At 65.6% G+C, this 23,639-nt stretch carries 21 protein-coding genes and 1 riboswitch; of the genes, 5 read left to right on the forward strand and 16 right to left on the reverse strand.

Annotated elements, in window-relative coordinates; all coding sequences use genetic code 11:
- Positions 1-77: 77 nt before the first annotated feature.
- The 8 genes from purN to AUL38_RS03655 all read right to left on the reverse strand — a co-directional run bounded on the left by purN (position 78) and on the right by AUL38_RS03655 (position 8,580).
- Entirely contained in the window at positions 78-677 is a 600-nt protein-coding gene (gene purN / locus AUL38_RS03620) for a phosphoribosylglycinamide formyltransferase (RefSeq protein WP_059059330.1), read from the reverse strand.
- Between the two features lie 129 nt (positions 678-806).
- Positions 807-1,463: a hypothetical protein gene (locus AUL38_RS03625; RefSeq protein WP_059059331.1), complete on the reverse strand. Its 657-nt coding sequence runs from the start codon at positions 1,461-1,463 to the stop codon at positions 807-809.
- Positions 1,460-2,155 carry an ABC transporter ATP-binding protein gene (locus AUL38_RS03630; RefSeq protein WP_369795292.1) on the reverse strand — a complete coding sequence of 232 codons (696 nt, stop codon included), beginning with the start codon at positions 2,153-2,155 and terminating at the stop codon, positions 1,460-1,462. Before AUL38_RS03630 ends, AUL38_RS03625 begins: the two co-directional genes overlap by 4 nt.
- Before the next feature lie 2 nt (positions 2,156-2,157).
- Complete coding sequence (locus AUL38_RS03635; RefSeq protein WP_059059365.1) at positions 2,158-3,825, reverse strand: iron ABC transporter permease; 1,668 nt, start codon at positions 3,823-3,825, stop codon at positions 2,158-2,160.
- Positions 3,826-3,867: 42 nt separating this feature from the next.
- Entirely contained in the window at positions 3,868-4,974 is a 1,107-nt protein-coding gene (locus AUL38_RS03640) for a thiamine ABC transporter substrate binding subunit (protein WP_059059332.1), read from the reverse strand.
- Positions 4,972-5,081: riboswitch (TPP riboswitch) on the reverse strand. (Overlaps the previous gene by 3 nt.)
- A gap of 6 nt (positions 5,082-5,087) precedes the next feature.
- On the reverse strand, positions 5,088-6,983 hold the full coding sequence (locus AUL38_RS03645; RefSeq protein ID WP_059059333.1) for a DUF6350 family protein: 1,896 nt from the start codon (positions 6,981-6,983) through the stop codon (positions 5,088-5,090).
- Positions 6,984-7,027: 44 nt separating this feature from the next.
- Complete coding sequence (locus tag AUL38_RS03650) at positions 7,028-8,083, reverse strand: hypothetical protein (RefSeq protein WP_059059334.1); 1,056 nt, start codon at positions 8,081-8,083, stop codon at positions 7,028-7,030.
- Between the two features lie 62 nt (positions 8,084-8,145).
- Positions 8,146-8,580 (reverse strand): OsmC family protein, encoded by a 435-nt coding sequence (locus AUL38_RS03655; protein WP_059059335.1) that lies wholly within the window; start codon positions 8,578-8,580, stop codon positions 8,146-8,148.
- Between the two features lie 128 nt (positions 8,581-8,708).
- On the opposite strand from AUL38_RS03655, the gene AUL38_RS03660 reads away from it, so the two are divergent.
- From AUL38_RS03660 to AUL38_RS03670, 3 genes are all read left to right on the forward strand, one after another.
- The gene (locus AUL38_RS03660) at positions 8,709-9,449 is read left to right on the forward strand and encodes a methionine ABC transporter ATP-binding protein (protein ID WP_059059336.1); all 741 of its coding nucleotides are present in this window, start codon (positions 8,709-8,711) and stop codon (positions 9,447-9,449) included.
- Positions 9,446-10,129: a methionine ABC transporter permease gene (locus AUL38_RS03665; protein WP_235590590.1), complete on the forward strand. Its 684-nt coding sequence runs from the start codon at positions 9,446-9,448 to the stop codon at positions 10,127-10,129. The genes AUL38_RS03660 and AUL38_RS03665 overlap by 4 nt, the downstream gene beginning before the upstream one ends.
- Before the next feature lie 97 nt (positions 10,130-10,226).
- Entirely contained in the window at positions 10,227-11,045 is an 819-nt protein-coding gene (locus AUL38_RS03670; protein ID WP_059059337.1) for a MetQ/NlpA family ABC transporter substrate-binding protein, read from the forward strand.
- Positions 11,046-11,159: 114 nt separating this feature from the next.
- On the opposite strand, the gene AUL38_RS03675 is transcribed toward AUL38_RS03670, so the two are convergent.
- From AUL38_RS03675 to AUL38_RS03700, 6 genes are all read right to left on the reverse strand, one after another.
- Positions 11,160-11,672, reverse strand: a complete 513-nt coding sequence (locus tag AUL38_RS03675; protein WP_235590591.1) for a MerR family transcriptional regulator — start codon at positions 11,670-11,672, stop codon at positions 11,160-11,162.
- A gap of 294 nt (positions 11,673-11,966) precedes the next feature.
- Complete coding sequence (locus AUL38_RS03680) at positions 11,967-12,635, reverse strand: SDR family oxidoreductase (RefSeq protein WP_201023671.1); 669 nt, start codon at positions 12,633-12,635, stop codon at positions 11,967-11,969.
- Positions 12,636-12,781: 146 nt separating this feature from the next.
- The gene (locus AUL38_RS03685) at positions 12,782-14,218 is read right to left on the reverse strand and encodes an HNH endonuclease signature motif containing protein (RefSeq protein WP_083506556.1); all 1,437 of its coding nucleotides are present in this window, start codon (positions 14,216-14,218) and stop codon (positions 12,782-12,784) included.
- 123 nt (positions 14,219-14,341) lie between these two features.
- The gene (gene sucD / locus AUL38_RS03690) at positions 14,342-15,244 is read right to left on the reverse strand and encodes a succinate--CoA ligase subunit alpha (RefSeq protein ID WP_059059339.1); all 903 of its coding nucleotides are present in this window, start codon (positions 15,242-15,244) and stop codon (positions 14,342-14,344) included.
- A 32-nt stretch (positions 15,245-15,276) separates the two neighbouring features.
- Positions 15,277-16,443, reverse strand: coding sequence for an ADP-forming succinate--CoA ligase subunit beta (gene sucC / locus AUL38_RS03695; protein ID WP_059059340.1), 1,167 nt, complete (start codon positions 16,441-16,443; stop codon positions 15,277-15,279).
- 154 nt (positions 16,444-16,597) lie between these two features.
- A complete protein-coding gene (locus AUL38_RS03700) occupies positions 16,598-19,225 on the reverse strand; it encodes an ATP-dependent helicase (RefSeq protein WP_059059341.1) in 2,628 nt (875 codons plus the stop codon).
- An 86-nt stretch (positions 19,226-19,311) separates the two neighbouring features.
- On the opposite strand from AUL38_RS03700, the gene AUL38_RS03705 reads away from it, so the two are divergent.
- A complete protein-coding gene (locus tag AUL38_RS03705) occupies positions 19,312-20,349 on the forward strand; it encodes an asparaginase domain-containing protein (RefSeq protein ID WP_235590592.1) in 1,038 nt (345 codons plus the stop codon).
- Positions 20,350-20,400: 51 nt separating this feature from the next.
- On the opposite strand, the gene AUL38_RS03710 is transcribed toward AUL38_RS03705, so the two are convergent.
- A complete protein-coding gene (locus AUL38_RS03710) occupies positions 20,401-21,447 on the reverse strand; it encodes a glycerophosphodiester phosphodiesterase family protein (protein WP_059059342.1) in 1,047 nt (348 codons plus the stop codon).
- Between the two features lie 126 nt (positions 21,448-21,573).
- Here AUL38_RS03710 and AUL38_RS03715 point away from each other — a divergent pair, with 126 nt between their 5' ends.
- On the forward strand, positions 21,574-22,392 hold the full coding sequence (locus AUL38_RS03715; RefSeq protein WP_059059343.1) for a Bax inhibitor-1/YccA family protein: 819 nt from the start codon (positions 21,574-21,576) through the stop codon (positions 22,390-22,392).
- 60 nt (positions 22,393-22,452) lie between these two features.
- On the opposite strand, the gene AUL38_RS03720 is transcribed toward AUL38_RS03715, so the two are convergent.
- Entirely contained in the window at positions 22,453-23,541 is a 1,089-nt protein-coding gene (locus AUL38_RS03720) for an NYN domain-containing protein (RefSeq protein WP_059059344.1), read from the reverse strand.
- Positions 23,542-23,639 lie beyond the last annotated feature (98 nt).

Below are 23,639 nucleotides of genomic sequence, written 5' to 3' on the forward strand. Positions count from 1 at the left end.
GGTTGCTCGGTGTAGCTGAAGTGCTCGGTATGAGGTGTGCGGATTCGTGGTGCCGGCGGCTGGTGCAGCCGGAAGTTCTAGTGGTGCGCGGCCGCGACGGCTGCGAGGTCGAGGGTTCCGTCTGCGATCGCGCGGACGGTGTCGATGAGCAGCGGCCGCTCCTCCTGCTTGATGCGCTCGTGGAGCTCGTCCTCTGCTTCACCCTCGCGCACGGCGACTACGGCCTGGCGCAGCACCGGCCCGGTGTCAACGCCCTCGTCGATGATGTGCACGGTGACACCGGTCTCGGTTGCGCCTGCGGCGAGCGCGTCACGAACAGCGTGAGCCCCGGGAAACAGCGGCAGCAATGCCGGGTGGGTGTTGATGAGCCGGGGCGAGAACTCGCCGACGAAGCCCGCGGGGAGGATTCGCATGAGGCCCGCGCTCACGACCAGGTCGACGTCGTGGTCGCGGATCGCAGCCGCGAGCGCCTCGCCCCAGTCGGCACGCGTCGCGAAATCAGCGGGGCGCACAACGAAGCTCGGGATCTGCGCTGCTGCCGCATGAGCGAGGCCGGGTGCAGCGGTGTCAGCACCAACGCACACGACTTCCGCGGGGAAATCGGGTTCCTTCGTCGCCTCTATGAGGGCTTTCAGGTTACTGCCGCCACCGGAGATAAGGACCGCGAGTTTCAACACCCATACAGTCTACCGGCTGCGGCTGGAGTCGTCGTCCCGCGCACACGCGGTCGAAACCTCTGGAATCGTCCATTCCAATGTTCGTTCCGGCGCTTTGGGGCATATCCTGCGTCGTTCCCAGATTTAGCGTTAGATGCCTGCCGCCGCTTCATACCCGCCGGGCCCGGGTGGGTAGCCCACATGCAGGATCTCGTTGACCCTGGCGAGCGGTTGTGCGCGAGCGAAGTGCACCGCCTCCTGTGCGGCCCAGGCGTCCCAGTGCGGGGCGAAGACGTCTCCGTCTCTGGCAAGGGCACGCGCTTTGCGGATGCGTGAGGGGCACTCGATCCACACCGCGTACGTCTCCCCCAGTTGGTGCGCCGCCGCGAGGGACTCCGCGGTGAGGGAGCCGCAGCCCTCGACGATGAGGGGGGTGCCTCGGTCGAGGGTGACCTCCGGGGCGAAGTCCTCCGCATACCAGTCGTAGCGCTGGTAGCTGCCAGAGCGCAGCATGTCAGCAACGGAGGCGCTGCCGGCCGCGAGACCATCCCATCCTGGGTACAGTTCGTCCATGCCAACGACGCGCGGTGGCGTGCAGCCCGCTGCCGTCATCCCGGCCGCGACCGCTTCAGCGAGCGTCGTCTTCCCGGATCCGGATCGGCCGTCGATAAAGATGACGCTCGGCCAGCCTCCGCTTCGCGACGATCGCAGGTGCACGCGTGCGGCCAGGCGGGATGCGAGCGCCATCGTCGTAGCTGTCACTCCCGCCCCAGCACCGACGAGCCCCGCATCGGAATCCCCGCTCACGAGTCAATTCTCCCGTCGCGCATGCGCAGCACCCGGTTCGCAATTGTCCCGGCTTCGCTCTCGTCGTGGGTGACGAGGATCGCGGTCGTCCCGGTGCCGCGCAGGAGTTCGGCGAGGTCGAGGGCGAGGCGGTCGCGCAGCTCGCGGTCGAGGGCCGAGAGTGGCTCGTCGAGCAGGAGCAGCCTCGGGCTCGGGGCGAGCGCACGCGCGAGGGCGACGCGCTGCCGCTGCCCGCCCGAGAGCTCGGTGACGGCGCGGGCCCCGTAGCCTGGCAGGCCGACGAGTTCGAGAAGTTCCGCGACCCGGGTCTCACGTTCGGCCCGGGCCATGCGCTGGACGCGGAGCCCGTAGGCGATGTTCTCGGCGACGGACCGGTGCGAGAACAGCTGCCCGTCTTGGAAGACGAGCCCGAACTCGCGCCGGTGTGGCGGCACCCGTGCGAGGTCTTCCCCGCCCCAGCTCACCGTGCCGCTGGCGAGCGGTTCGAGCCCGGCGATTGCGCGCAGCAGCGTCGATTTCCCGCAGCCAGAGGGCCCGAGGAGCGCAACGACGTCGCCGCGTGGCACCTCGAAGCTCGCGCCGCGCACGACGAACTCGTCCCTCCGATAGGCCACGCTTACGTCCGCGACGGTCAGGCCGTCCGCGGTCAGGCTATCCGCGGCATGCACGCCTGTTCCAGTTCCGTGTTCCACAGTCACCAGCTTCCCCCTACTCCGCCGTCGACACGCCAGCGTTCTGCCAAGACCATAATTCCGGCTGCGAGCGCCCCGAGCACAACCGACGCCGCGAGCGCGGCACCATAGCTTGCGGGGTCGGGGTGACCGACGAGCGCGGCGATTGCAACCGGAAGTGTTTGTGCGTCGGGCCGCACAAGAAACGCTGTGGCCCCAAACTCGCCCAGTGATACTGCGAACGCGAAACCAAGCGCGAGCCCGGCGGAGCGGCCGAGCAGCGCGAAGTCAATCGTGCGGAGTACCCGGAACGGCGAGGCGCCGAGCATCATCGCGGCCTCGCGAGTGCGCGGATCGATCGCGCGGAGCACGGGCGTGAGCGTACGCACGACGAGCGGCAGCGCGACGAGAGCCTGCGCGAGCGGGATGAGCACCACCGAGGTTCGCAGATCGAAACCGAAGCCGAGCGGTTTGTGCATCGTGAGCAGCAGGCCGAAGCCGAGCGTCACCGCAGAGATCCCGAGCGGCAGCATGATCGCGGCGTCGTAGAACGCGATCCCCCGCTGCAGGCCGCGCGAACGAGGCCTGCGCGACACGATGAGCGACACGAGCATGCCGAGTGCGACCGCGATCACGATCGCGATGCAGGCGATGCCGAACGAGAGCGCGGCGGCGTCGAACACTGAGCCGTGCAGTGGGGATGATGGCGGCGGATCGATGAGCGCCCGATAGTTATCGAGGGAGAATCCGGCACCACGGGTGCCCTGCAGCGAACGCCACACGAGCGCGCCGATGGGGAGCACGTGGAGCAGCAGTACGGTCACGCCGAACACGGTGAGGATCGGGGCGTCTGCCCTGCGCGGCCCCCGCACCTCATAGCTCACGGCCTGCGCCTGCTCGTTGTGCTTTCGCAGCAGCGCGGAGGCGAGCAGCGCCAGGGCGACGATCGCGAACTGCACGAGGGAGAGGACGGCTGCCGAGCGCAGGTCGAGGAACTGCACGGTGAGCCGGTAAATCTCGGTCTCGATGTTCGCGAAGTCGCGTCCGCCGAGAATGAGCACGACGCCGAACGAGGTCGCGCAGAACAGGAAGACGAGTGCCCCGGCTGACGCGAGCGCGGGTGCGAGGGCCGGAAGCGTCACCGTGCAGAACACCCGCACCGGCCCGGCGCCGAGCGTGCGCGCCGCCTGCCCCTGTCGCGTATCGCGCTGCGCCCAGTATCCCCCGACCGTGCGAGCGACGACAGTCACGTTGCAGAACGCGAGGGCGAGCACGACGACCGTGAGGGAGCGATCGAGGCCGAGCCAGTGGAGGGCGCCGCCCGGCCCGTACAGGGCGGTAAACGCGACGCCGACGACGACCGCGGGGAGCACGAACGGGACCGTGAGGAGTGCACGCAGCATCCCGCGCCCGCGGAACTGCAGCCGGTACAGCACGTACGCCGCGGGCACACCGAGCAGGATCGCCACGGCCGTCGCAAGGATCGCCTGAATGAGGGTGTTCCCGAGCACCTTCCAGCTGCGGTCGAGCGCGAGCACCTCCGGGATCCCACCGAGGTCGAGCTGGCCGTCGCTCGTGAGCCCGGTTGCGACGAGCGCGACGACGGGCCAGAGGAAGAAGAGTCCGACGAAGAGGACGGGGATGACCGCGGCGAGCGCCCAGGCAATCGGCCCGAGGGGGCGGCGGATCATCGCGCGCACCGTGGTCTCCTCTTCGTCGAACTAGCTCGGGGGCTACAGGCCGACGGCGTCGCCGAGGGTGCGGAGCCAACCGTCGAGACCGGCCTGGATCTCTGCGGAGCTCAGATCGTGCGACTGCCCGTCGGCGGGGAGGGGCGCGAAGCTCGCCCAGCTCGCCGGGAGCTCAACAGCCTCGTCGACCGGGTACATGTACATCTGGTCCGCGACCTCGGTCTGGAATTCCTCAGAGAGGAGGTACTCGACGACGGCCTGCGCACCTTCGGGGTTGGCGCTGCCCGCAAGCACGCCAGCGTACTCGGTCTGGCTCGAGCAGGTATCGAGGAGCGCGCGGGTGTTCGACGCGGTCTCGTCGTCATTCACCGTGAACGCGGGCGACGTCGAATACGATACGACGATCGGGCGAGTGCCAGCCTCATTCACGCCAGTGAACTCGGTGTTGTATGCCTCGGTCCAGCCCTGCACAATGCGGGCACCGTTCGTTTCAAGGCTCTTCCAGTAGTCGGTGAAGCCGTCCTCGCCGAAGGCCGCGATCGTGGCGATCATGAACGAGGCGCCGGTGCTCGACGCGGTCGGATCGAGCAGTACCGCGAGATCCTTGTACTTCGGATCCGCGAGATCCTCGAACGTTGCCGGTTCCGCGATCCCCTGCTCCGCAAACCAGGCGGTGTCGATGTTCACGCAGGTCGCGCCAATGTCGACCGGGACGAGCGGTACGTTGCCTGCTTCAGCCCCCGCGGGGTCGAGTTCGGTCGCGATCTTCAGAGCGCGCTCCGGCAGCTTGTCTGCAGGAACCGGATCGACAACATCGTTGTCGATGAGTCGTGAGGCGAACGTGTTATCGATTCCGAAGAATGCGTCAGCGATTGGGGCGCCCTTAGTGAGCACGAGCTTGTTGGCGAGTTCGCCGCCGTCGCCAGCGGTCATGACCTCGACGTCGTAGCCGGTGGCCGCGCTCGCCTGCTTGGCGAAGGCTTCACCGTCGACGAAGCTGTCGTGCACGACGATCGAGACCTTCTGCGAGTCTGCGTCTTCGGGCTTCGTGTCGTCGGCGCCTGTGCAGCCAGTGAGCGCGAGCGCACCTGCGAGTGGGAGCGCGAGAAGCGCGAATGAACGTGTGTGTGAGCGTGCGGATGTACGCATAACGAGAAGAGTCCTTCCTCCGCTGGCATGAACCAGATCAGGTTGAACGGTCAGAGCACGCGTGCTCCCTCTCAGCCCCGCGCGTCGGGACTCCCGTGGATTGCTCCCTCAGCCTAGCCCTTGCGGCGTGGCCAGCGCCAACCCTGGCGTTTTGGTTCCTCGACGGGCTCAGGGTCGAGCACTGCGTTGTCCCAGGAATAGGCTTCGACCAGGGATTCCGGGTCGAGCGGAATCTCAGGTTCGCGGGCGTGGACCTTGGCCGTGTCGGCGCCCTCGGCGGCTCCCCGGGCTGTCTTGCCCCGGTCGTCTGCCTCGTGCTGATCGAATAGCTCGGGTTCGGGGGCTGTGGGCAGCGGTGCGCTGGCCGGCGTCGCGTCGCCCCACTCGGCCGCCTCAAGCTCGTCAGTGTCGAAGTCGAGCGGTTCGGTGGGCTGGTCGTCAGGCACCTGCGCGCGAGGAACCCGCGAGTGAGCCGTCTCCAGACGCGGGCCCTGCGCCCCGGCGCGCCACGGCGTGGACTCCGGATCAGTGCGCGGCACGAACGGAGTGACGGGGGCCAGCCGTTCGGCTGACTCCTGGGCGGCGCTGGCCGTGCTGCCGGCTCCAACACCGGGCTCGCTCACTGCGTCACCGCCGACTTCAACGCCGGCTGCAATGCCAGCTGCAACACTAGCTGCAGCACCGGCACCGGTCTGGTCCTCGGCTCGATCCCCGGCCTGACTGCCCGTTTCGACATCGGTGTCGTCGCCGATCCCCAGACGGCTCGCTACGGCTGCGGGTGCTTCGACGACCCGCCGTGCAATATCGGCGCGTGCGGCGAGCGCGCCGAGGAAGCATCCGATCCCGAGTTCCGCGGCCGCAAGACCCGCAGCCGTCCACACGTGTGGCCCCACCTCTGCGAGCCGCCCCGGGCCCATCGATCCCCCTGACGCCCAGTTGAACAGCGCGATCGCCAACCCAGCGAGCAGGGTCGCGAGGAGCACCTGGATCGCAAGCCGTGCGAGCGTCTGACGTTTGGCGGTTTCGCCGAGTGCGATCCCGATCCCGATCCCCGCGAGCGCGAGCAGGAGCGGAGCCAATACCGCAGCGCTCCCCCACCCCTCAGGGGTCGCGGCGAGCACTGGAATGCCAGGCATCGGTCCGAGGAGCTGCCCAAACGGGGAGGCTGAGCTCCCGATGCCGACGGCGAAGCCGGCCCCGCTCAGCCACGCACCCGACCAGAGCAGCAGCACGGGGAGCAATGCGAGCTGCAGCACGAAGATGAGGATCGTGCCCCACAGGTCAAGCTGGAGTGCTTCTGAGGCCGCGATGATCACCGCGAACCGGGAGAAGAGCCCGATAGCGAGTGTGATTGCGGCGAGCCCGGTGTATGCGGCGAGGAGCATCGCGGCTAGCCGCAGTACCTGTCCGGCTCGATGCGGAAGGACGGCTGGGCGAGGCACCCTGAGTTTTGCGAGCCCACTCTCCAGTGCGGCGAGCACCGCTACCCACCAGCCGTGTTCGTCGCGCGCCGCTCGCACCAGGAACGCCACCCCGGAGCTCGCGCCGTACACGAGGGCCCCGATGCATGCGGTCGCAAACCAGCCGGGAATCGCCATGGGTACTGCCGAGTGCACGATCCCAGCGACAGCGCCGAAGCCGAGTGCGCCGCCGAGCACCGCGGCACCGCCGGGGCCGCCTCGGGCGGCAGCGCGCCACCCGGCCCGCAGCGCGAACCCAACGGTAACCAGTGTGATGCCGAGTGGGGCGAGTGACAGCCTGAAGTTCAGCGCATCTGACCCAAACCCGAAGAGTTGCATTGCCTCGGCCGGGATGTCAATCGAAAGCGGGATGAAGTGGGCCAGGAGCCACGCAGCTCCGGCGCCGGCGAACACCGCACTGGGCTCAGCCGCAAGGTCGAAGGCCAGCCACCAGACAAGGAACGCAAAGGCGGCCACAATGAGGAGCGAGGCCAGCGCGACCGCGATGGCCTCAATCGTTGCGACGACCCCGGTCAGTAATGCTCTCATCGCCCGAAAGTCTACCGGGCGATGCGTGCGAGCTACCAGGCGAGCTACCAGGCGAGCGCGACGGCGCGGTGCGCTTCGAACAGCGGAACCGTTGTCCCCTCGGGCGAGCGCCCAAAGCCGCACTCGGTCGCGACGCCAAAATCTCGCTGGACATGGACCTGCGCACCGGCGATCCGCCGTGCCGCTCCGGTCGCCCCGTCCTCGCGGTGGACCAGTCCGAGATAGAGCTCGCTGCGCTCGGGAAGTTTGAGGCCCGACAGCGGCGCAAAATACTCCGCGTCGTCGCGCTCGATCGGCACGGGAAGGTGCAGCCAGGTGAGCTCGCGTGCCGCCCTCGCAATGACTTCGTTCGCGAAGCGGACAAGGTTCGCAGTATCTGTCGGTTCGACGAAGTGTTTCTCACCGACGTCGCCGTAACACAGGTGCACCCCGACCTCGACGCCTACAGGGACACGGTCGATTTGCCTGGCGAGGCGCTCGCTCGTGCCTGCCCACACGTCGTCAAACCACTCGAAGCGCGCCTGCGCGGATCCGCCGACGCCCTCGAGAATCGCGAACTCGAGCGCCGCATCCCACTGAATCGCGAGCTCACTGTGCGGGATCGAAGCAAGAATCTGGTCGAGTTCCGCTGCAAGCGCTGCCTCGTAGACAGGCTCGAACGCGGCGCGGTCAGCCGCAAAGACCAGGCTCCCGACAACTCCGAGCGGTGTGGGGAGGGACACCTGGAATCGGGTGCCCGCCTCAACCACTCCCTCACGTTTCAGCTGGGAGAAGGTCTGCCAGGAGGCAAGTGCCGCCTCCGCATAGCCGAGCGCGGGGAGCGTAATCTCGGCCGCTGACACACCATCGGCAAGTTTGACGGGGCGAATGTCGAGCATGCGCAGCGGGATCGGGCTGTCGCCCACCCGGTCGATCCCTGCAGCCTGGCCGAGCCGATCAGCTTGGAAGAGGATCCAGTGGAAACGCTCGCCGACCTCCCCATCCGGGATGCGCCGCAGGTGCCCACCCAGGTGTGCCGCGGCCACCCGCATAGTGTTCTCTGCCTCATCGAAGTTGACGCTCCCCACGAGGTGGGCTCCCTGAATCTTCCGCTCGCTCATGCCTCTCAGTATCGCCGATGGCTCGGCTGCGGCCGGTGAGTGTTGCACTGTGTGACCGCCATTCACGCCTGGGTGGACACCGTCACCGGGGACGCGCCGCTGAGCATGCGGGAAACGGGGCATCGAGCGTGCGCCTCGGCTGCGAGGCGCTCTGATTCCGTGGCATCCTTGCCGGCAAAGCGGAGCTTCGCGTCGGCGCTGAATTCGAACCCGTTCCCATCGATCCGTCGGTGGAGTGACACGTGAGCCGTTGTCTCCACTGCAACCCCGGGACCCGCCACTACCCGCGCCGCCGCGTTGAGACATGTCGCCCAGGACAGCGCGAGGAGCTCCTCGGGGTTCGTCGCCCCGTGGCGGTCTTCTGCGGTGGGCGATTCGACACGCACTCGGAGCCCGTCCTCGACCCAGCTCTCGCCCGAGACACCGCTCGTGTTGTGGGCGACAGCGGTGAAGAGCGCAGGGCCGAGCCCGCGGTTGGCGCTCGCTGATGTTGTCACGGTGACTCCCTTGGTTGGTCTTTTCAACATCAGACTACTAAGTTAGACTGAGTCTAACAATTACAGATTGCAGTTCAGATCACCCGCTCAGTCGCACGAAAGTCAGGCTTGCTCAGAATGATTCCCCGATGACTCCCGCGATCGAGTTCCAGCAGGTGAGCCGCACCTTCCACGAAGGGACCCGGACCACCGTCGCACTGGATGACGTCTCGTTCAGCGTGCCGACCGGCGCAATCTTTGGCGTACTCGGCGAGAGCGGCGCGGGCAAGTCCACGCTGCTCCGCATGATGAACGGGCTCGACCACCCGACTGCGGGTCGCGTACTCGTCGACGGCACTGATCTCGCGACACTCTCGAAACGTGAGCTCAACGCCGCGCGGCACCGCATCGGGGTCGTCTTTCAATCCTTCAATCTCGTGGGCAACCTCACGGCTCGCCAAAACATCGCACTCCCACTCAAGCTACAGCGCAGACACACACCCCAGCGGGTCACCGAGATGCTCGACTTCGTCGGCCTCGGGCGACGCGACGACCACTATCCCGCCGAGCTATCCGGCGGCGAGAAACAGCGCGTGGCCATCGCGCGGGCGCTCGCGACCGATCCATCGCTGCTGCTGTGCGACGAACCCACTTCGGCGCTCGACACCCACACGACTGGCGAGATCCTCGCTCTCCTCCGCGCGACCCGCCAAGAATTCGGGACGACGATCGTGCTCGTCACCCACGAACTCGACGCGGTGAAGGCGACCTGCGACACCGCCGCCGTGTTTGAGGCCGGCGTGCTGCGGGACACCGTCGAGGTTACGACGGACCCTGGCAGCACAGGCCTGAGCGATCTCGAGCACGTCCGTGCGGAGCTCAGCCAGTGACCGGGATCCTGTCAGAGCTTGAGCGCGTGTTCGTTGGGCACGGCCCCGAGATCGCGAAGGCAATGGGCGAGACCGGCTACATGGTGCTCGCGTCAATCTTCTGCGCCGTCGTCATCGGCCTCCCCCTCGGCATCGTGATCACGCTCACCCGCGCTGGCGGAGTCATGGCGAACCGCAAGGTATGGCTCGTTGCCGATCTCTACGTCACGATCGTGCGGTCCTTTCCATTCCTGCTGTTCGTGGTGTTCATGATCCCCCTCACTCGACTGGTGTTCGGCACGAGCTTCGGCACCGTCGCTGCCACATTCCCGCTCGCCTTCGTAGCGGTCGCGATCTACGCGCGCCTTACCGAGCAGATCCTGCTCGAACTCCCGAGCGGGCTGCTCCAGGCCGCCGCTTCGATGGGCGCGACCGTGCCGCAAACGGTCTTCCGGTTCCTACTCGTCGACGGCAGGTCCGGGCTGGTCTACGCGCTCACGTCAGCCACGATCAGCTTCGTGTCCTACTCGACGGTGCTCGGAGTCGTCGGCGGAGGCGGGGTCGGCGACTTCGCGATGCGCTACGGCTATCAGCAGTACGACTTCACCCTCATGTACCTCACCATCCTCCTCATCGTCGCCTGCGTCGTGCTGCTGCAGGCAGTCGGCAACCGAATCTCCCGAGCGCTCGACAAACGATAGCGCCGCAAGCCACCCCAGTTCAGCCGCACCAAGCCCAGCCACACCCAGCTCAGCTACACCCAGCTCAGCCACACCCACTACAGAAAGCATGTGTCCCATGAAGCGTTCACCCCTCGCCCTGCTCGCCGGCACCGCCGCGATCCTCCTGCTCGTAGGCTGCTCTTCGACGCCAGCGGAACCCGCAGGCGATACCCCGGACTCTGGGGCGACCCAGGTGCTCAAAGTCGCCGCAACGACAACCCCGATGCCAGACGTCGTACGCGCGGCCGCCGAGGCAATCGAGGCACCGTACGAGATCGAGCTCGTCGAGGTCGCAGACTACGTGCAGCCCAACACCATGCTCGCCGCGGGCGAGCTCGACGCGAACTTTGTGCAGCATCCCCCGTTCATGGAGGATTTCAATGCGGGCAACAATGCCTCGCTCGTGGCCATCGAGCCCGTCTACCTCACCGTCGTTGGCACCTACTCGAGCAAGCACGACAGCATGGCAGACATCCCCGAGAAGGGGCACATTGTTGTCCCGCAGGACCTCTCAAACCAGTCACGCGCCCTGCAGATGTACGCAGAGGCCGGCCTCATCACCCTCGACCCGACGGTCGACAAGTGGGAGGTCACGGTCAAGGACATCACTGCGAACCCGAAGAACCTCGAGTTCACCGAGGTGGACCTCATGCAGCTCAACGCGGCGTATCCCGAGGCCGACGGGGTCTTCCTCCACGGCACTTTTGCCCGCCAGCTCGGGCTCGTTCCCGGCGACGACGCAATCGCCGTCGAGCAGGATCCGCAGTTCGCGGTCTCCCTCGTCAGCCGGAACGACAACCAGGACTCCCCCGAAGTGAAGGCACTCGCAAAGGCGTTTCACAGCGACGAGGTGCGCGCAGTGCTCGAAGAGTTTGAGGTGCCTGCGGCCTTCTAGCAGCGCCACGCGTTTGGGCGCCTGCAGCCTTCTCACAACAACGCACACGGCGAGCGCGGCCTCACACGCAGTGCGCTGCACGCCGCGCTCTCCGCAGCGCTCCGCCACGGCGGCCTATGGCTCTGGGTGGCCGTCGTAGGCGTGGATCTTGAACTCCGTCGTTTCGAGCGAGAGTCCGAGCTCACGCAACTGCAGGCGGATGCGATCTCGCTGCGCGTGCATCATCGCGCGCCGATCCGGGATCGTCGCATCGCCCTGTTCGACCAACGTGATGTAGCGACGCAGCTCACGCATCGGCATCCCCGACACCCGCATTCGGGAGAGAAAGTTCAGCCGGCGCAGCGCATCCGGGGAGTACTCGCGGTATCCGGCGGAGTTCCGCGCCGGCAGCACGAGGCCCTGTTGTTCGTAGTAGCGCAGCGTGTGCGCAGTGAGCCCGACGATGGCGGCAGCCTCGGCAATACCGACGGGGTTCCTCTCCGCCAGCCCGGGCTCGGGCTCAGGCCTGGGCTGGGGCTGCGACTCTGTCTCGGACCCGGGCCCTGGTGGTGCGGGTTCATCCGGTTCGCGTGTGCCCGCAAGCGGCTCAGACTCCGCAGGCGCTTCCACCACCGTCGACGTCATCATTCCCTCTTTCTCGCCGCGTGCTTCACTGCGTTTACGTGTGCTTCCGTGCGTTTCCGTGCGCTTCCGAGTGCTTCCGTGTGCTTACTCCGCAACAGGGAACGCGCGCGTACTTGCAGGTACTCCTACAAAGTCAGCGGATTCGGCGACGCTCGCCAAACGCTGGACGCGGTCCAGGCCACTCTTGTACGCGCGGCTGAGGTTGCGCACAGCTTCCGACCCGAGCGGTAACCGCAGGGGCATGTCCGGGGAGCCCAGCTGCTCGCGGATGATTTGTGCCGCTCGCGCCGGATCCCCCTACTGGAAGCCTTCCGCAGCCACCATGTCCGCCCGAACCGCGTTGAGGACGTTGTCGTATCCGGGCCGCTCCTCTGCCCACTGGAGCACGCCCGCGCTATTGAACTCTGTGCGGAACCGACTCGGTTCGACGATGAGCACCCGGATTCCAAATGGGGCAACCTCCCCTGCGAGGGCCTCAGACCAGCCTTCGAGCGCGAATTTCCCGGCAGAATAGCTTCCCACCCCGGGAAAGGACATGCGCCCACCCTGGCTACTCATCTGCACGATCGCACCCGCCGCCTGCCCGCGCATGACAGGGAGGACGGCGCGCACTAGCGCAGCAGGACCAAACAAGTGCTGATCAAGCATGGAACGCAGTTGGGCATCGGTAATCTCTTCAGCACCCCCGACCTGACCGGCGCCGGCATTGTTCACCAGCACGTCGACCCGGCCGTACACGGTCACTGCCTGTTCGACAACTTCGGCAGCGCTGCCAGTGTCGCTCACGTCATGCTCAACGACCAGCAGATTGTCGCCAAACTGCTCTTTCAGCGGCGCGAAGCGCTGGCTTCGCCGGGCTGTACCCACCACCCGCTCACCCGCTTCGAGGGCCGATTGAGCCAAGGCCAACCCAAGGCCGGATGAAGCGCCAGTAATAATCCAGGTCCTTGCCGTGTCGTTGCTCATGCAGCGACTCTAAATCTTTGAGTGCGCTCGAAGGCAAGCCTGATCGAGCCGTCCCGCTCTCGGGTGGGCTGATGTCAGTTGAGGCCGATGTGACTTGAGGCCGACGTCAGTTGAGGCCGATGTCAGTTGAGGATCGAGCCGGGGGGCTAGGCGTTGGCCTGAGTCGCCCGTCGTTCGCTCCGGCCGCTCCGGCCACTCCGGTCGCTCCCGCCGCTCGCGCCGCCTGGCACGGGGACTCGCCGAAACCGCACCCGGCTGGCGGGCTTATCGAAGTAGACGCGTCCCGTTGGGCTTGTCCATTTCATAACACCGTCTTCCTGCTGCTCGACGTTCCAGTCGGTGTGGTGCTTCAGCATATGGTGGCCGCGGCAGAGATGGGCAAGATTCGCTGTTGAGGTCGGTCCTCCGTGTGCCGCGTCCACTGTGTGGTCGATATCGCAGCGGTACGCGGCCACCCTGCACCCCATAGCCCGGCAATGCAGGTCACGGCCCGATAGCACCCGGCGTTGCTCGACAGTTGGCCGATATCGGTTGACTGTGAGAACTTCTCCACCAATACTCACTGTGACGCATTCCCACGCATCGGCATCGCCAGCGAGGCGTTGGGCGGTAGCTGCATCGATAGGCCCGTACCCGATGAGCTCGGCTGCACCGCCAACTGAATCCTCCGTTCCGTCACCGCCGTGCATGCCGACCATGTCCCCGGGGACCACGACCTGAACCTGAGCCTGAATTCGACTTGCAACCTCACGCAGCTTGCCCGGGCGCTCAAGCAAGAGGTCCCGAAACACATCGGCTCGAATCTCGTCTCGAGAGCGCTGGTCGCGGCCCCGCTCACTCCCGGCGACTTCAGCTAGTTCGAGCGGATCGCCCGCCGAGCTCCCTGCGGTGTCAGGCTCGAGCGCAGCAGTGGCAGCAGTCGCAGCAATTGCAGCCGTGTCCTTCGCCATCTTCGGGAGGCGGTGGTAAATCGCGTACGCCTCCTCAGCGGGCAGGTACGCAGTGAGGTCTGCCATGCCGTCATCCGCGTCGATCACGCGAATCGAGCGACACTTCACTGCGCGCTCATGCCGCTCAACCATGGTGGCCCCGTCGTGTGCGGCCGCGAGGCGACGAGCGATCGGCCGGAGACGGCTCGGCGTCTCCTCGCGCGCGACCTCAAGCACTTGCGCTTCGAAGGCAGCCAATCGCTCTCGGTCTTCCGCAGTCTGGCCTGCCGTGAGTGGCGCTCCCTCCCCCGTAATGACCTTGAGGTGCGCGAGCGTTACTTCGCCGTCGCGGAGGGCTTCCAGGGTAGATGCGAAGTGGGTCTTCGCGGAGTAGGCAGCTTCAAGAAGCACCTCCGCACAGTGCTCGCTCTGGCCAAGGACCATGGCGAGCTCCAGCCTGAGGGAACGATACCCGAGCTCACGGGCAGCGTTGATCGGGATATGCTCGCCGACGACGGCATCCATCGCCTCCGCGAGGCCGGTAAGCTGCTCTGCGTCCATACGTCTTCGCTGTTTTTCACGGTGCTCAACGCCTGTGAGCACGTCGTCGATAGTGGCCAGTTGTGCTTGAGTGAAATGTCCAGTGGAAGTCATGTGTGTATTAACTCATGGACTACCGACATTCAAGATTCGTGAACGCTCAGCCACTGTTTACACACGCAAAGGGGCCGGACACCTAGGTGTCCGGCCCCTTCAGCTCTGCACAGAGCTCAGCGGTTACAGTGCTGCGAACGCCGCGCGCAGCAGCTCAGCGGTCTCGGTCGGCGTCTTGCCAACCTTGACGCCAGCGGCCTCAAGCGCTTCCTTCTTGGCCTGCGCGGTTCCCGCCGAGCCAGAGACGATGGCGCCAGCGTGGCCCATGGTCTTGCCCTCGGGCGCCGTGAAGCCGGCAACGTATCCGACAACCGGCTTCGTCACGTTTGCCTTGATGTACTCAGCCGCACGCTCCTCAGCGTCGCCACCGATCTCACCAATCATGACGATTGCCTTGGTCTCGGGATCGTTCTCGAATGCTTCGAGTGCGTCGATGTGGGTGGTCCCGATGATGGGGTCGCCACCGATGCCGATTGCGCTCGAGAAGCCGAGATCACGGAGTTCGTACATCATCTGGTAGGTGAGGGTGCCCGACTTCGACACGAGCCCGATCGGGCCCTTGCCGGTGATCGTTGCCGGGGTAATGCCAGCAAGCGCCTCACCAGGGGTGATGATGCCGGGGCAGTTCGGCCCGATGATCCGGGTGTTGCCGCCGGTGGCCTTGGCGTGTGCCCACAGCTCGGCCGAATCCTTGACGGGAACGCCCTCGGTGATGATGACCAGGAGCCCGATGCTCGCATCGATAGCTTCGATCGCTGCATCCTTGGTGAATGCGGGCGGTACGAAGGCAACCGAAACGTCAGCTCCGGTCTCTGCCATTGCCTCAGCGACGGACGCGAAGACGGGGAGCTCGACGGTCGCGCCGTTAGCGTCGACGTGCGACACCGTGGTGCCAGCCTTGCGAGCGTTCACGCCACCGACGACCTGGGTGCCAGCTGCGAGCATCCGAGCGGTGTGCTTCCTGCCCTCGCCACCGGTGATGCCCTGGACGATGACCTTGGAATCCTTGTTCAGGAAGATCGACATAGTTCTATATTTCCTTTGAGTTCCAGGGGCGGTTAGCGTGCGTTGGCGAGCTCGGCGGCCTTGTCGGCGCCCTCGTCCATCGTGGCGGCCTGGGTGACGAGCGGGTGGTTCGCCTCGTTGAGGATGCGACGACCCTCCTCGACGTTGTTGCCATCGAGGCGAACAACGAGCGGCTTGTTCGCCGCGTCGCCGAGCTTCTCGAGGGCGCCAACGATGCCGTTTGCGACTGCGTCACACGCGGTGATGCCGCCGAAGACGTTCACGAACACGGACTTGACCTGCGGGTCACCGAGGATGACGTCGAGGCCAGCGGCCATGACCTCAGCCGATGCGCCGCCACCAATGTCCAGGAAGTTCGCGGGCTTCACGTTGCCGTGGTTCTCGCCGGCGTACGCAACGACGTCGAGCGTCGACATCACGAGGCCTGCACCGTTACCGATGACACCCACCTCGCCGTCGAGCTTCACGTAGTTGAGGTCCTGCTCCTTGGCCTTCGCCTCAAGCGGATCCTCGGCGGCCTTGTCCTCGAGCTCCGCGTGGCCCGGCTGGCGGAAGTCGGCGTTCTCGTCGAGCGAGACCTTGCCGTCAAGTGCGACGATGTCGCCCTCACCGGTGAGCACGAGCGGGTTCACCTCGACGAGGGTTGCGTCCTCGCCAACGTAGACCTCATAGAGCTTCTGGAAGACCGGAACGACCTTGCCAAAGAGCTCTTCGGGGAAACGAGCTGCACGAGCGATTTCCTCAGCCTTTGCCGCGTCGATGCCAGAGATCGGATCGATCTCGATGCGCGCGAGAGCCTCGGGCTTCTCGACTGCAAGCTCTTCGATGTCCATGCCGCCCTCAACGCTGCAGAGCGAGAGGCAGGAACGGTTCGCACGGTCGAGCAGCACGGAGAAGTAGTACTCCTCCTTGATGTCTGCGCCCGCGGCCACCATGACGCGATTCACAACATGGCCCTTGATGTCGAGGCCGAGAATCGACTTCGCTGCTTCGAACGCCTCTTCGGGGTTCTTGGCGACCTTCACGCCGCCAGCCTTGCCGCGACCTCCGACCTTTACCTGAGCCTTAACGACAACGACGCCGCCAAGCTTCTCAGCTGCTGCACGCACCTCCTCGGGTGTGTCAGCGACGATGCCGGGGAGAACCGGCACCCCGTATCGTTCGAAAAGATCGCGTGCCTGGTACTCGTACAGATCCACGTACTGTCCTTCTGCTTGGGATGTTGGGTTACCCGAGGCAAAAATGTCTCGATGTCGAGAGAAATGTCGACCGTTTGTCAGTCTAACACCGCTATGTCACAAGAATCCGACTGGGCTACCAGCCGCCTTCGAAGTCCAACAGGTGTGGCTGCAGTTACTCGCTGAGCTTCTCGATCGGCGCGAGCTTCACGAGCAGCTTCCGCTCCCCCACGGTGTCGAACGTAACGTGCGCGACGCGCTTTGAGCCCGCGCCGGTGACCGCGTTCACGCGCCCCTCACCATATTCGTCGTGGCGGATCCTGTCGCCGAGCGCGAGCTCGAGGTCGCCGTTGTCGCGAATGCTGCCGACGATGGTGTTGGGGAATCCCCCGCCGGCTGCCTGAGCTTCCTTGGCGAGGCGCTTGCGCTCGCGCCACTTGTCGAGCGCTGACTGCATGTTCCCACTCGCCGGCTCGGACACGGCGGCGGAGCTGCCACCACCCGTGCCGAAGGTCACCTGCGAATCCCGATTGCGCGACCACGACGCTTGGGCGGATCCGCCCGCGCCGGGAGCACGGCCCGCATTGAGCGCGCGGGACGCTGTGCCGCCGCGGCCGGTCACCTCACCGGGAGACTGCCGCCACTCGATCAGAGCTTCGGGGATCTCCTGCAGGAACCTCGACGGCATCGCGACCGCGATATCCCCGAAGGTCGCGCGGGTCGACGCGAGCGTGATGAACAGCTTTTCGCGCGCACGCGTGATGCCGACGTACATGAGCCGGCGCTCCTCGTTGATGCCGCCGAGTTCGTCGATCGACATCTGGTGCGGGATGAGGCCCTCCTCAACGCCTGTGATGAACACAGCGGGATACTCGAGGCCCTTCGCGGTGTGCAGCGTCATGAGCGAGACCGTGCCGCTCTGGTCGTCGAGATCGTCGGCTGCGGCCACGAGACTCACCTCAGTCAGGAACGCGAGCAGGCCAGCGCCGGGCTGCTGCGCGTCGAACTCGCGGGCGACCGCGAGGAGTTCTTCGAGGTTCTCTGCGCGCGCATCATCTTGCGGATCGCGCTTCGCGCGCAGCTTTTCGATCATCTCGGTCGAGTCGAGCACGAGCTTGAGCACGTCGGCGACAGGTGCCGGCTTCTTCTGCGACTCGGCTGCGTCGGCTGCCCCGCTGTCGACGCCATCATCGGTGGCGTTCGGCTCGTCTGCGGGCGGTTGCACGTCGGTCGCTCCGCCGCCGAGGGCCATCTGGGTCGCGCGACTGAGCATGTCAGCGAGCTCGACGACGGTGGTGCGGATCTTTGGGCCGAGCGCGGGAATCTCTTGCGCGCGCTGCATGGCCTCGTGAAACGTCACGCCCTCTGATTCCTGGAAGTTCGCGAGATGCGCCTCAGCCATGGGGCCGACCCCGCGCTTCGGCGTGCCGAGCATGCGTGACCATGCGATCGGGTCGAAGGGGTTCGCGATCGTCGTCAGGTACGCCATCGCGTCTTTGATTTCGGCGCGATCATAGAACTTCGTGCCGCCGAGCACGCGGTACGGGATCGCGGAGCGAATCAGCAATTCCTCAAGCGCACGCGTCTGCGAGTTCGTGCGGTAGAAGACCGCGATGTCGCCGTAGGCCATGCCGTCCCGGTGCAGATCCTCAATCTCCTCCGCAACGAAACGGGCCTCGTCGTGCTGCGAGTAGCCAGTGAAGCCGACGATCTTTTCGCCGTCACCCTCACTCGTCCAGAGTTTTTTGTCTTGCCTGTCGAAGTTGTTGCCGATGACCGCGTTCGCCGCGCTCAGGATGTTCTGCGTCGATCGGTAGTTCTGTTCGAGCTTGACGACCTCGGCACCGCCGAAGTCGCGGTCGAACTCGACGATGTTACGGATATCTGCGCCACGGAACGCGTAGATCGACTGATCTGAGTCACCAACGACAGTGAGGCTCGCGCCTGGGATCCGCCCGAGCCCGTCAAGCTCCCGGTCGCGCACGGGCGGCACCAGGCGCGACACTTCCTCGGGCTCGACGTTCTTCGTAAGCTCGCGGATCAGCGAGTACTGCGCGTGGTTCGTGTCCTGGTACTCGTCGACGAGAATGTGGCGGAAACGTCGCTGATAGATCGCTGCGACGTCGGGGTGCGACCGGAACAGCTGCACCGTCTGCCCGATGAGGTCATCAAAATCGAACGCGTTCGCACGCTTCAACTCCTGCTCATACATCGTGAAAATTTCGGCGAAGATGCGCTCTCTGGGGTCACTCACGTTCGCAGTCGACGCGTAATCCTTGGCGTCGGTGAGCTCGTTCTTCAGCTTCGAGATTTTTGCGCTCGAGTTCGCCGGCGTGAAGCCGTACGTGTCGGCGTCGAGCTCCTTGATGATGCGCTTCAGCAGCGCACGCGAGTCGGCCGAGTCGTAGATGGTGAAGCCTGAGACGTACCCAAACCGCTCCGCCTCGCGCCGCAGAATCCGTACGCACGCCGAGTGGAAGGTCGATACCCACATACCCTCGACTCCAGCACCCAGCAGCGCCCCGAGCCGCTCGCGCATCTCGGCGGCGGCTTTGTTCGTGAAGGTAATCGCAAGGATCTGGCTCGGCCACGCCTCTTTCTCGCGGATGAGGTGCGCGATCCGATGCGTGAGCACACGGGTCTTCCCTGACCCGGCTCCGGCTACAATCAGCAACGCCGGCCCGCGCGTGACAACCGCGCGCCGCTGCTCGGGGTTCAATCCGTCAAGCAGCGGATCGGAGCCGTCGGCCGGCTGGGCTCCGCCAAAGGGGGCCCCTGGGTCAAGAAGTTCGAAGTCGCTCATCGTACTTCCCAGTCTAGGCCGCACCCCTGACACACGGCCCGTGGACCTGGGCCCACGGGATCCGCAGAGTACGGAAGAATGGTCGCATGCAGACTTCCATCCCTGACCTCCCGACGATCCTCGTGTTTGCGACGGGCGGCACCATCGGGATGCACGATGTCGGGGGCGGCCTCGAGCCCGATCCCGCGTTTCTTGAGATCCTTGAGGATCGCGCGGACCGGATCGCCTCCCGCTTCGGATTCCGCGCGCGGGTGAACCAGCTGCAGCCAGCGATCGACAGCGCAAACGCCGACGAGGAGACCGCGCCGAAGATCGCCCGAGCCCTCCGCGCCAGGGTTGGAGCGATGCGCGCGAGCGGCGTCGTCGTCACCCACGGCACCGATACCCTCGCCTACACTGCTTCGCGGCTCGCATTCGAACTCACGGGCCTCGGCGTCCCCGTTGTCGTCACCGGGAGCCAGTTCGCACACGGCGCCCCCGACACTGACGCCTTCGACAACCTACAGCTCGCGATCCGCGCCGTCACGCAGGCGAACCCTGCCGCGCCGGTGGCCGTCGCATTCGGGGGCAAGATCCTCCCCGCTGTGCGCTCGACGAAGTCGGACGCCGAGTCCGTCACCGCGTTTCGGGCGGAGCGCCCACTGGGATCCGCCCCGGCCGGGCTCCCGGCTGCGCCACACAGCGATGCGCTCGTGCGCCCCAGCCACGCCAGGGTGCTGACGATCCGCTTCACTCCAGCCTTCGCCGCTCGCGACCTCCTCGCGCTCGCCTCCACCGGCCCCGACGCGCTCGTGCTCGAGTGCTACGGCTCCGGCAACGCCCCCATGGCCAAGCCAGGAATGCGCGATGCGCTGCTCACAATCAGTCAGCAGCTGCCCGTCGTTGCCATCACCCAGTGCGCCCTCGGCAGCGTCGACACGGATCGCTACGCGGTCGGCCGCCAGCTCGCCGCGGCCGGCGTTACATCGGGCGCCGACCTCACCGTCGAGGCTGCCATCGCGAAGCTGGGCTATCTCCTCGACCGCGGATTCACCACGCAGGAGATCACCGAACTCATGCCAGTGAACCTCATCGGCGAGTGCACCACGTCAGTCGACGCGGCGCACGGAGACAATCGCCGCTAACGCACCGAGTGCACCGGCCTGAGGAGGCCTCGGTGCCGCTATCCCGTGCCGCTACTCTGTGCCGCTCCCCTGTGCCGCCTCGCGCGCGGCAACACCGAGATCTGGGTGATCGACAAAGATGCCGTCGACGCCAGACGCGAGCACGATCGCAAACTCGGACTGCCAATCGCCCCAGTCAGTGCCACTCAAGGATGAATGGAAACGGAGATTGAGATAGCGATTCTCAGGCCTGAGCGTCCAGGTAAACACCCGAAGCCCACGCTCGTGTGCCCGCTTCGCGAGATCCGTGTGGCCGACCGCGAGGCCGAGCGCATTGGTGCGCAGCAGGCTGCCCTTATCGACGCTGAAACCGTCAACCTGCGTGCGGAGGTAGTCGAGCCCTTCGTCACTTCGGTACCACTCAAAGCTCTTCGCGGGCGCCCCTCCCGCCTCGGCGCGCGCAATCTCGTCAGCCGGCGCACCTAAGCGCTCAGCCAGGAACACGTAGCTCGCGCGCACGCCTGCCTGGCGCAGTCGCGTGAGCACATCCAGCTCAAAGCACTCGATAATGAGTCTGCCCGGGCGGTCCGCCCAACCTGCCTGACCGAGCTCATCCTGGATCAGCGCAGCGATATCTACGCCGATCGACCTGAAATAGTCGGCGTGCTTCACCTCAAGCACAACGCTGAGGTCACGCGTGTTCCGAGCGCTCTCTTCGTCGACGATGCGAAGTACATCCTGGAGGCGAAGCATGGGCTCCTGCCCGTCGTACGCGCGATTGTCAGCCCTGACTCGCTTCAGGCGTTCCACGCAGCGCAGTGTCGAAAGCTCCGCCCAGGTGAAGTCCTCGGTGAACCAGCCGGTGAGGCGCTTGCCGTCGATCACCTTCGTGGTGCGGCGGCCAGCAAACTCTGTGCGCGCCGCGATATCGGTTGTCCCGGAGATCTCGTTCTCATGTCGGACCACGAGCACGCCATCGCGCGTCACGACGATGTCGGGTTCGACCGCGTCTGCGCCGAGGTCAAACGCCAATCGGTACGCCGACTCGGTGTGCTCCGGGCGATACCCCGGGGCGCCTCGGTGCCCAATGACCAGAGGGTGGACCGCAATATCAGACATGTGTATCAGCCTAGGGCCTTGTCACACGCCGCCGTGAGCGAACACCCTGCGCAGTCTCAGCCAGTAATCTCGCGCGATCTATACACTGGAACCATTGCCCGATTACGCTTTGAAAGGCCCTTGCGCATGAGCAATCCTGCCCTCAGCAACAACCCCGCATTGAACGGCAAGACCCTCACTGCGGAGGAACTGCACCGTATCTATGATCAGCCCGCTGCGACGACGACTCGCCCCGGCGTTGACGCACCACTCGAGACCGGAATCGATGCGGGTCAACCGCCCGTCATCACCCCGTCCGACCGCCCGATGACATACGAGAACACGATTTCGAAGACAGTCATGCTCTTCCTCGTCGTGCTCGCTTTCGGCGCCGTCGGCTGGTTCATGCCCGGTCTCGCATTTGTCGGCGCTATCGCCGGCCTCGCGCTCGGCCTGGTGAACTCGTTTAAGAAGGAGCCGAGCGTCCCGCTCATCGTCGCCTACGCGGCGGCACAGGGCATCTTCCTTGGCGGTATCTCCGGCATCTTTGAGAGCCAGTGGTCCGGCATCGTGTCGCAGGCAGTCATCGGCACGCTCGCCGTGTTCGGCGTGACCCTGCTGTTGTTCCGCAGCGGCAAGGTCCGCACCAGCCCCCGCATGACGAAGATCGTACTCATTGCGATGGCAGGCTACCTGGTCTTCTCGCTCATCAACATGGTGATGATGCTCACCGGTCTGAACTCTGACCCGTGGGGCATGCGCGGCGGCACGCTCGGCCTCATCATCGGTGGCCTCGCAGTGCTCCTCGCCGCATACTCGCTGGTGATGGACTTCGAGCTCGTGCAGAACGGCGTGCAGAACCGCGTGCCCGAGAAGTGGGGGTGGACCGCAGCGTTTGGTCTCACCGTCACCCTCGTGTGGCTGTACCTCGAGATCCTCCGCATCATCGCGATCTTCCGCGACTAGGTGCGAATGAGAAGAGGCCCGGGGCGAATTTTTGCCCCGGGCCTCTTTCGTGTGCGCTGGCTAGCCAGACTGATCGGCAAGCCGCACGAGGCGCTCGTGTCCGCTCTCCTCAAGCTCGACGACATCCGAACGTGACTTCAGGAAGTCCGAGAATGATCGGAACCCGAGCGCTTTCTCGTTAAACGACGGATCCATGCGCCGCATCTGCTGCTTCACGGCAGAGCTGTACAGCCAGCCAGAGTCGTCGGTGTCCTGGCTGAGCCAGAGTGCACGGATGAGCAACCCGGTCACCGCGATCTCGGCTTCCTCGGGGCTTTCGGACTCAAGCGAGTCCTCGTCGTGGAGGTCATCGTCATGTTGGTCTGCAGCAGAGTCGAGCGCGGCGCTGACAAGCTCGAGCGGGTCGAGATCTGTGTTCTCGGCGTCTCGAGACCCGCTGCCGCTCGCCCTGCCGGTTTTGGCGTCGGTCGCCGACTCCACGGGGGCATCCGCACTCGGCTTCGCTTCGTCCGGCTTGGAGCTGGAGCCTCGGCGGGATCCACCGCGACCGCGCTTCGGTTTGGATTCCTCTTCGCGAGGCGGCAGTGGTGCAACGCCAGGCAGCGAGTCGTAGGTCGCGAACTCGTCGCAGGCAGCGGCAAGCGACTTTGCGGTTGACCCAGCGACACCGATGCCGACCACGTAGCGGCCGAGACGTTTGCATCGCTGCGCGAGCGGTACATAGTCGGAGTCGCCTGCGACGATCACGACGTGTGTCAAGTCTTCCAGCCGGAACATGTCCTCGACCGTGTCGACTGCGAGTCGAATATCCGCGCCGTTCTTCGCATACGCGGCTGCGGGGAAGAGCTGCACGAGGTCCACGGCACGCGCCACCAGCTGAGGGCGGTACTCGGCGTTCATCGGCGCCGACCAGTCGGCGTACGCGCGGGTGAGCACGAGCGTACCGAAGGACGAGGCGTAGTCAATAATCGCTCCGACGTCGACCACGGCTGCCTGCAGGCGGGCGGTGATTTCGGGATCACGCTCCCCCTCGGCGATCCGCTGTCGGTCTCGCGAGAACGAGTTGCGACCGTGCACCCTGTCATACCAGGAAAGCACGATGTTATCGAAGTCGAGGTAGACCGCTACGCGACCTTGTTGAATATCCACGTTTCCAGTCTGACAGCCCGAGGCTTGTCTGTCAGCACCCGCGTTCGGCGGCGCGGCGAAGTGGGCACGCAGCCCGTGCCCGGTGCCACATGCCTGCA

Origin of the sequence: Leucobacter sp. G161 (assembly GCF_001482305.1) — a bacterium.
In the GTDB taxonomy this organism is placed as follows: domain Bacteria; phylum Actinomycetota; class Actinomycetes; order Actinomycetales; family Microbacteriaceae; genus Leucobacter.

Bases quoted from the DNA above. Each gene is read 5' to 3' on its own strand.
- AUL38_RS03640 (WP_059059332.1), bottom strand. From the start codon at position 4,974: ATGCGTACATCCGCACGCTCACACACACGTTCATTCGCGCTTCTCGCG.
- AUL38_RS03675 (WP_235590591.1), bottom strand. From the start codon at position 11,672: ATGATGACGTCGACGGTGGTGGAAGCGCCTGCGGAGTCTGAGCCGCTT.
- AUL38_RS03710 (WP_059059342.1), bottom strand. From the start codon at position 21,447: ATGTCTGATATTGCGGTCCACCCTCTGGTCATTGGGCACCGAGGCGCC.
- AUL38_RS03650 (WP_059059334.1), bottom strand. From the start codon at position 8,083: ATGAGCGAGCGGAAGATTCAGGGAGCCCACCTCGTGGGGAGCGTCAAC.
- AUL38_RS03635 (WP_059059365.1), bottom strand. From the start codon at position 3,825: ATGATCCGCCGCCCCCTCGGGCCGATTGCCTGGGCGCTCGCCGCGGTC.
- AUL38_RS03715 (WP_059059343.1), top strand. From the start codon at position 21,574: ATGAGCAATCCTGCCCTCAGCAACAACCCCGCATTGAACGGCAAGACC.
- AUL38_RS03670 (WP_059059337.1), top strand. From the start codon at position 10,227: ATGAAGCGTTCACCCCTCGCCCTGCTCGCCGGCACCGCCGCGATCCTC.
- AUL38_RS03680 (WP_201023671.1), bottom strand. From the start codon at position 12,635: ATGAGCAACGACACGGCAAGGACCTGGATTATTACTGGCGCTTCATCC.
- sucD (WP_059059339.1), bottom strand. From the start codon at position 15,244: ATGTCGATCTTCCTGAACAAGGATTCCAAGGTCATCGTCCAGGGCATC.
- AUL38_RS03705 (WP_235590592.1), top strand. From the start codon at position 19,312: ATGCAGACTTCCATCCCTGACCTCCCGACGATCCTCGTGTTTGCGACG.
- AUL38_RS03660 (WP_059059336.1), top strand. From the start codon at position 8,709: ATGACTCCCGCGATCGAGTTCCAGCAGGTGAGCCGCACCTTCCACGAA.
- AUL38_RS03700 (WP_059059341.1), bottom strand. From the start codon at position 19,225: ATGAGCGACTTCGAACTTCTTGACCCAGGGGCCCCCTTTGGCGGAGCC.
- AUL38_RS03685 (WP_083506556.1), bottom strand. From the start codon at position 14,218: ATGACTTCCACTGGACATTTCACTCAAGCACAACTGGCCACTATCGAC.
- AUL38_RS03645 (WP_059059333.1), bottom strand. From the start codon at position 6,983: ATGAGAGCATTACTGACCGGGGTCGTCGCAACGATTGAGGCCATCGCG.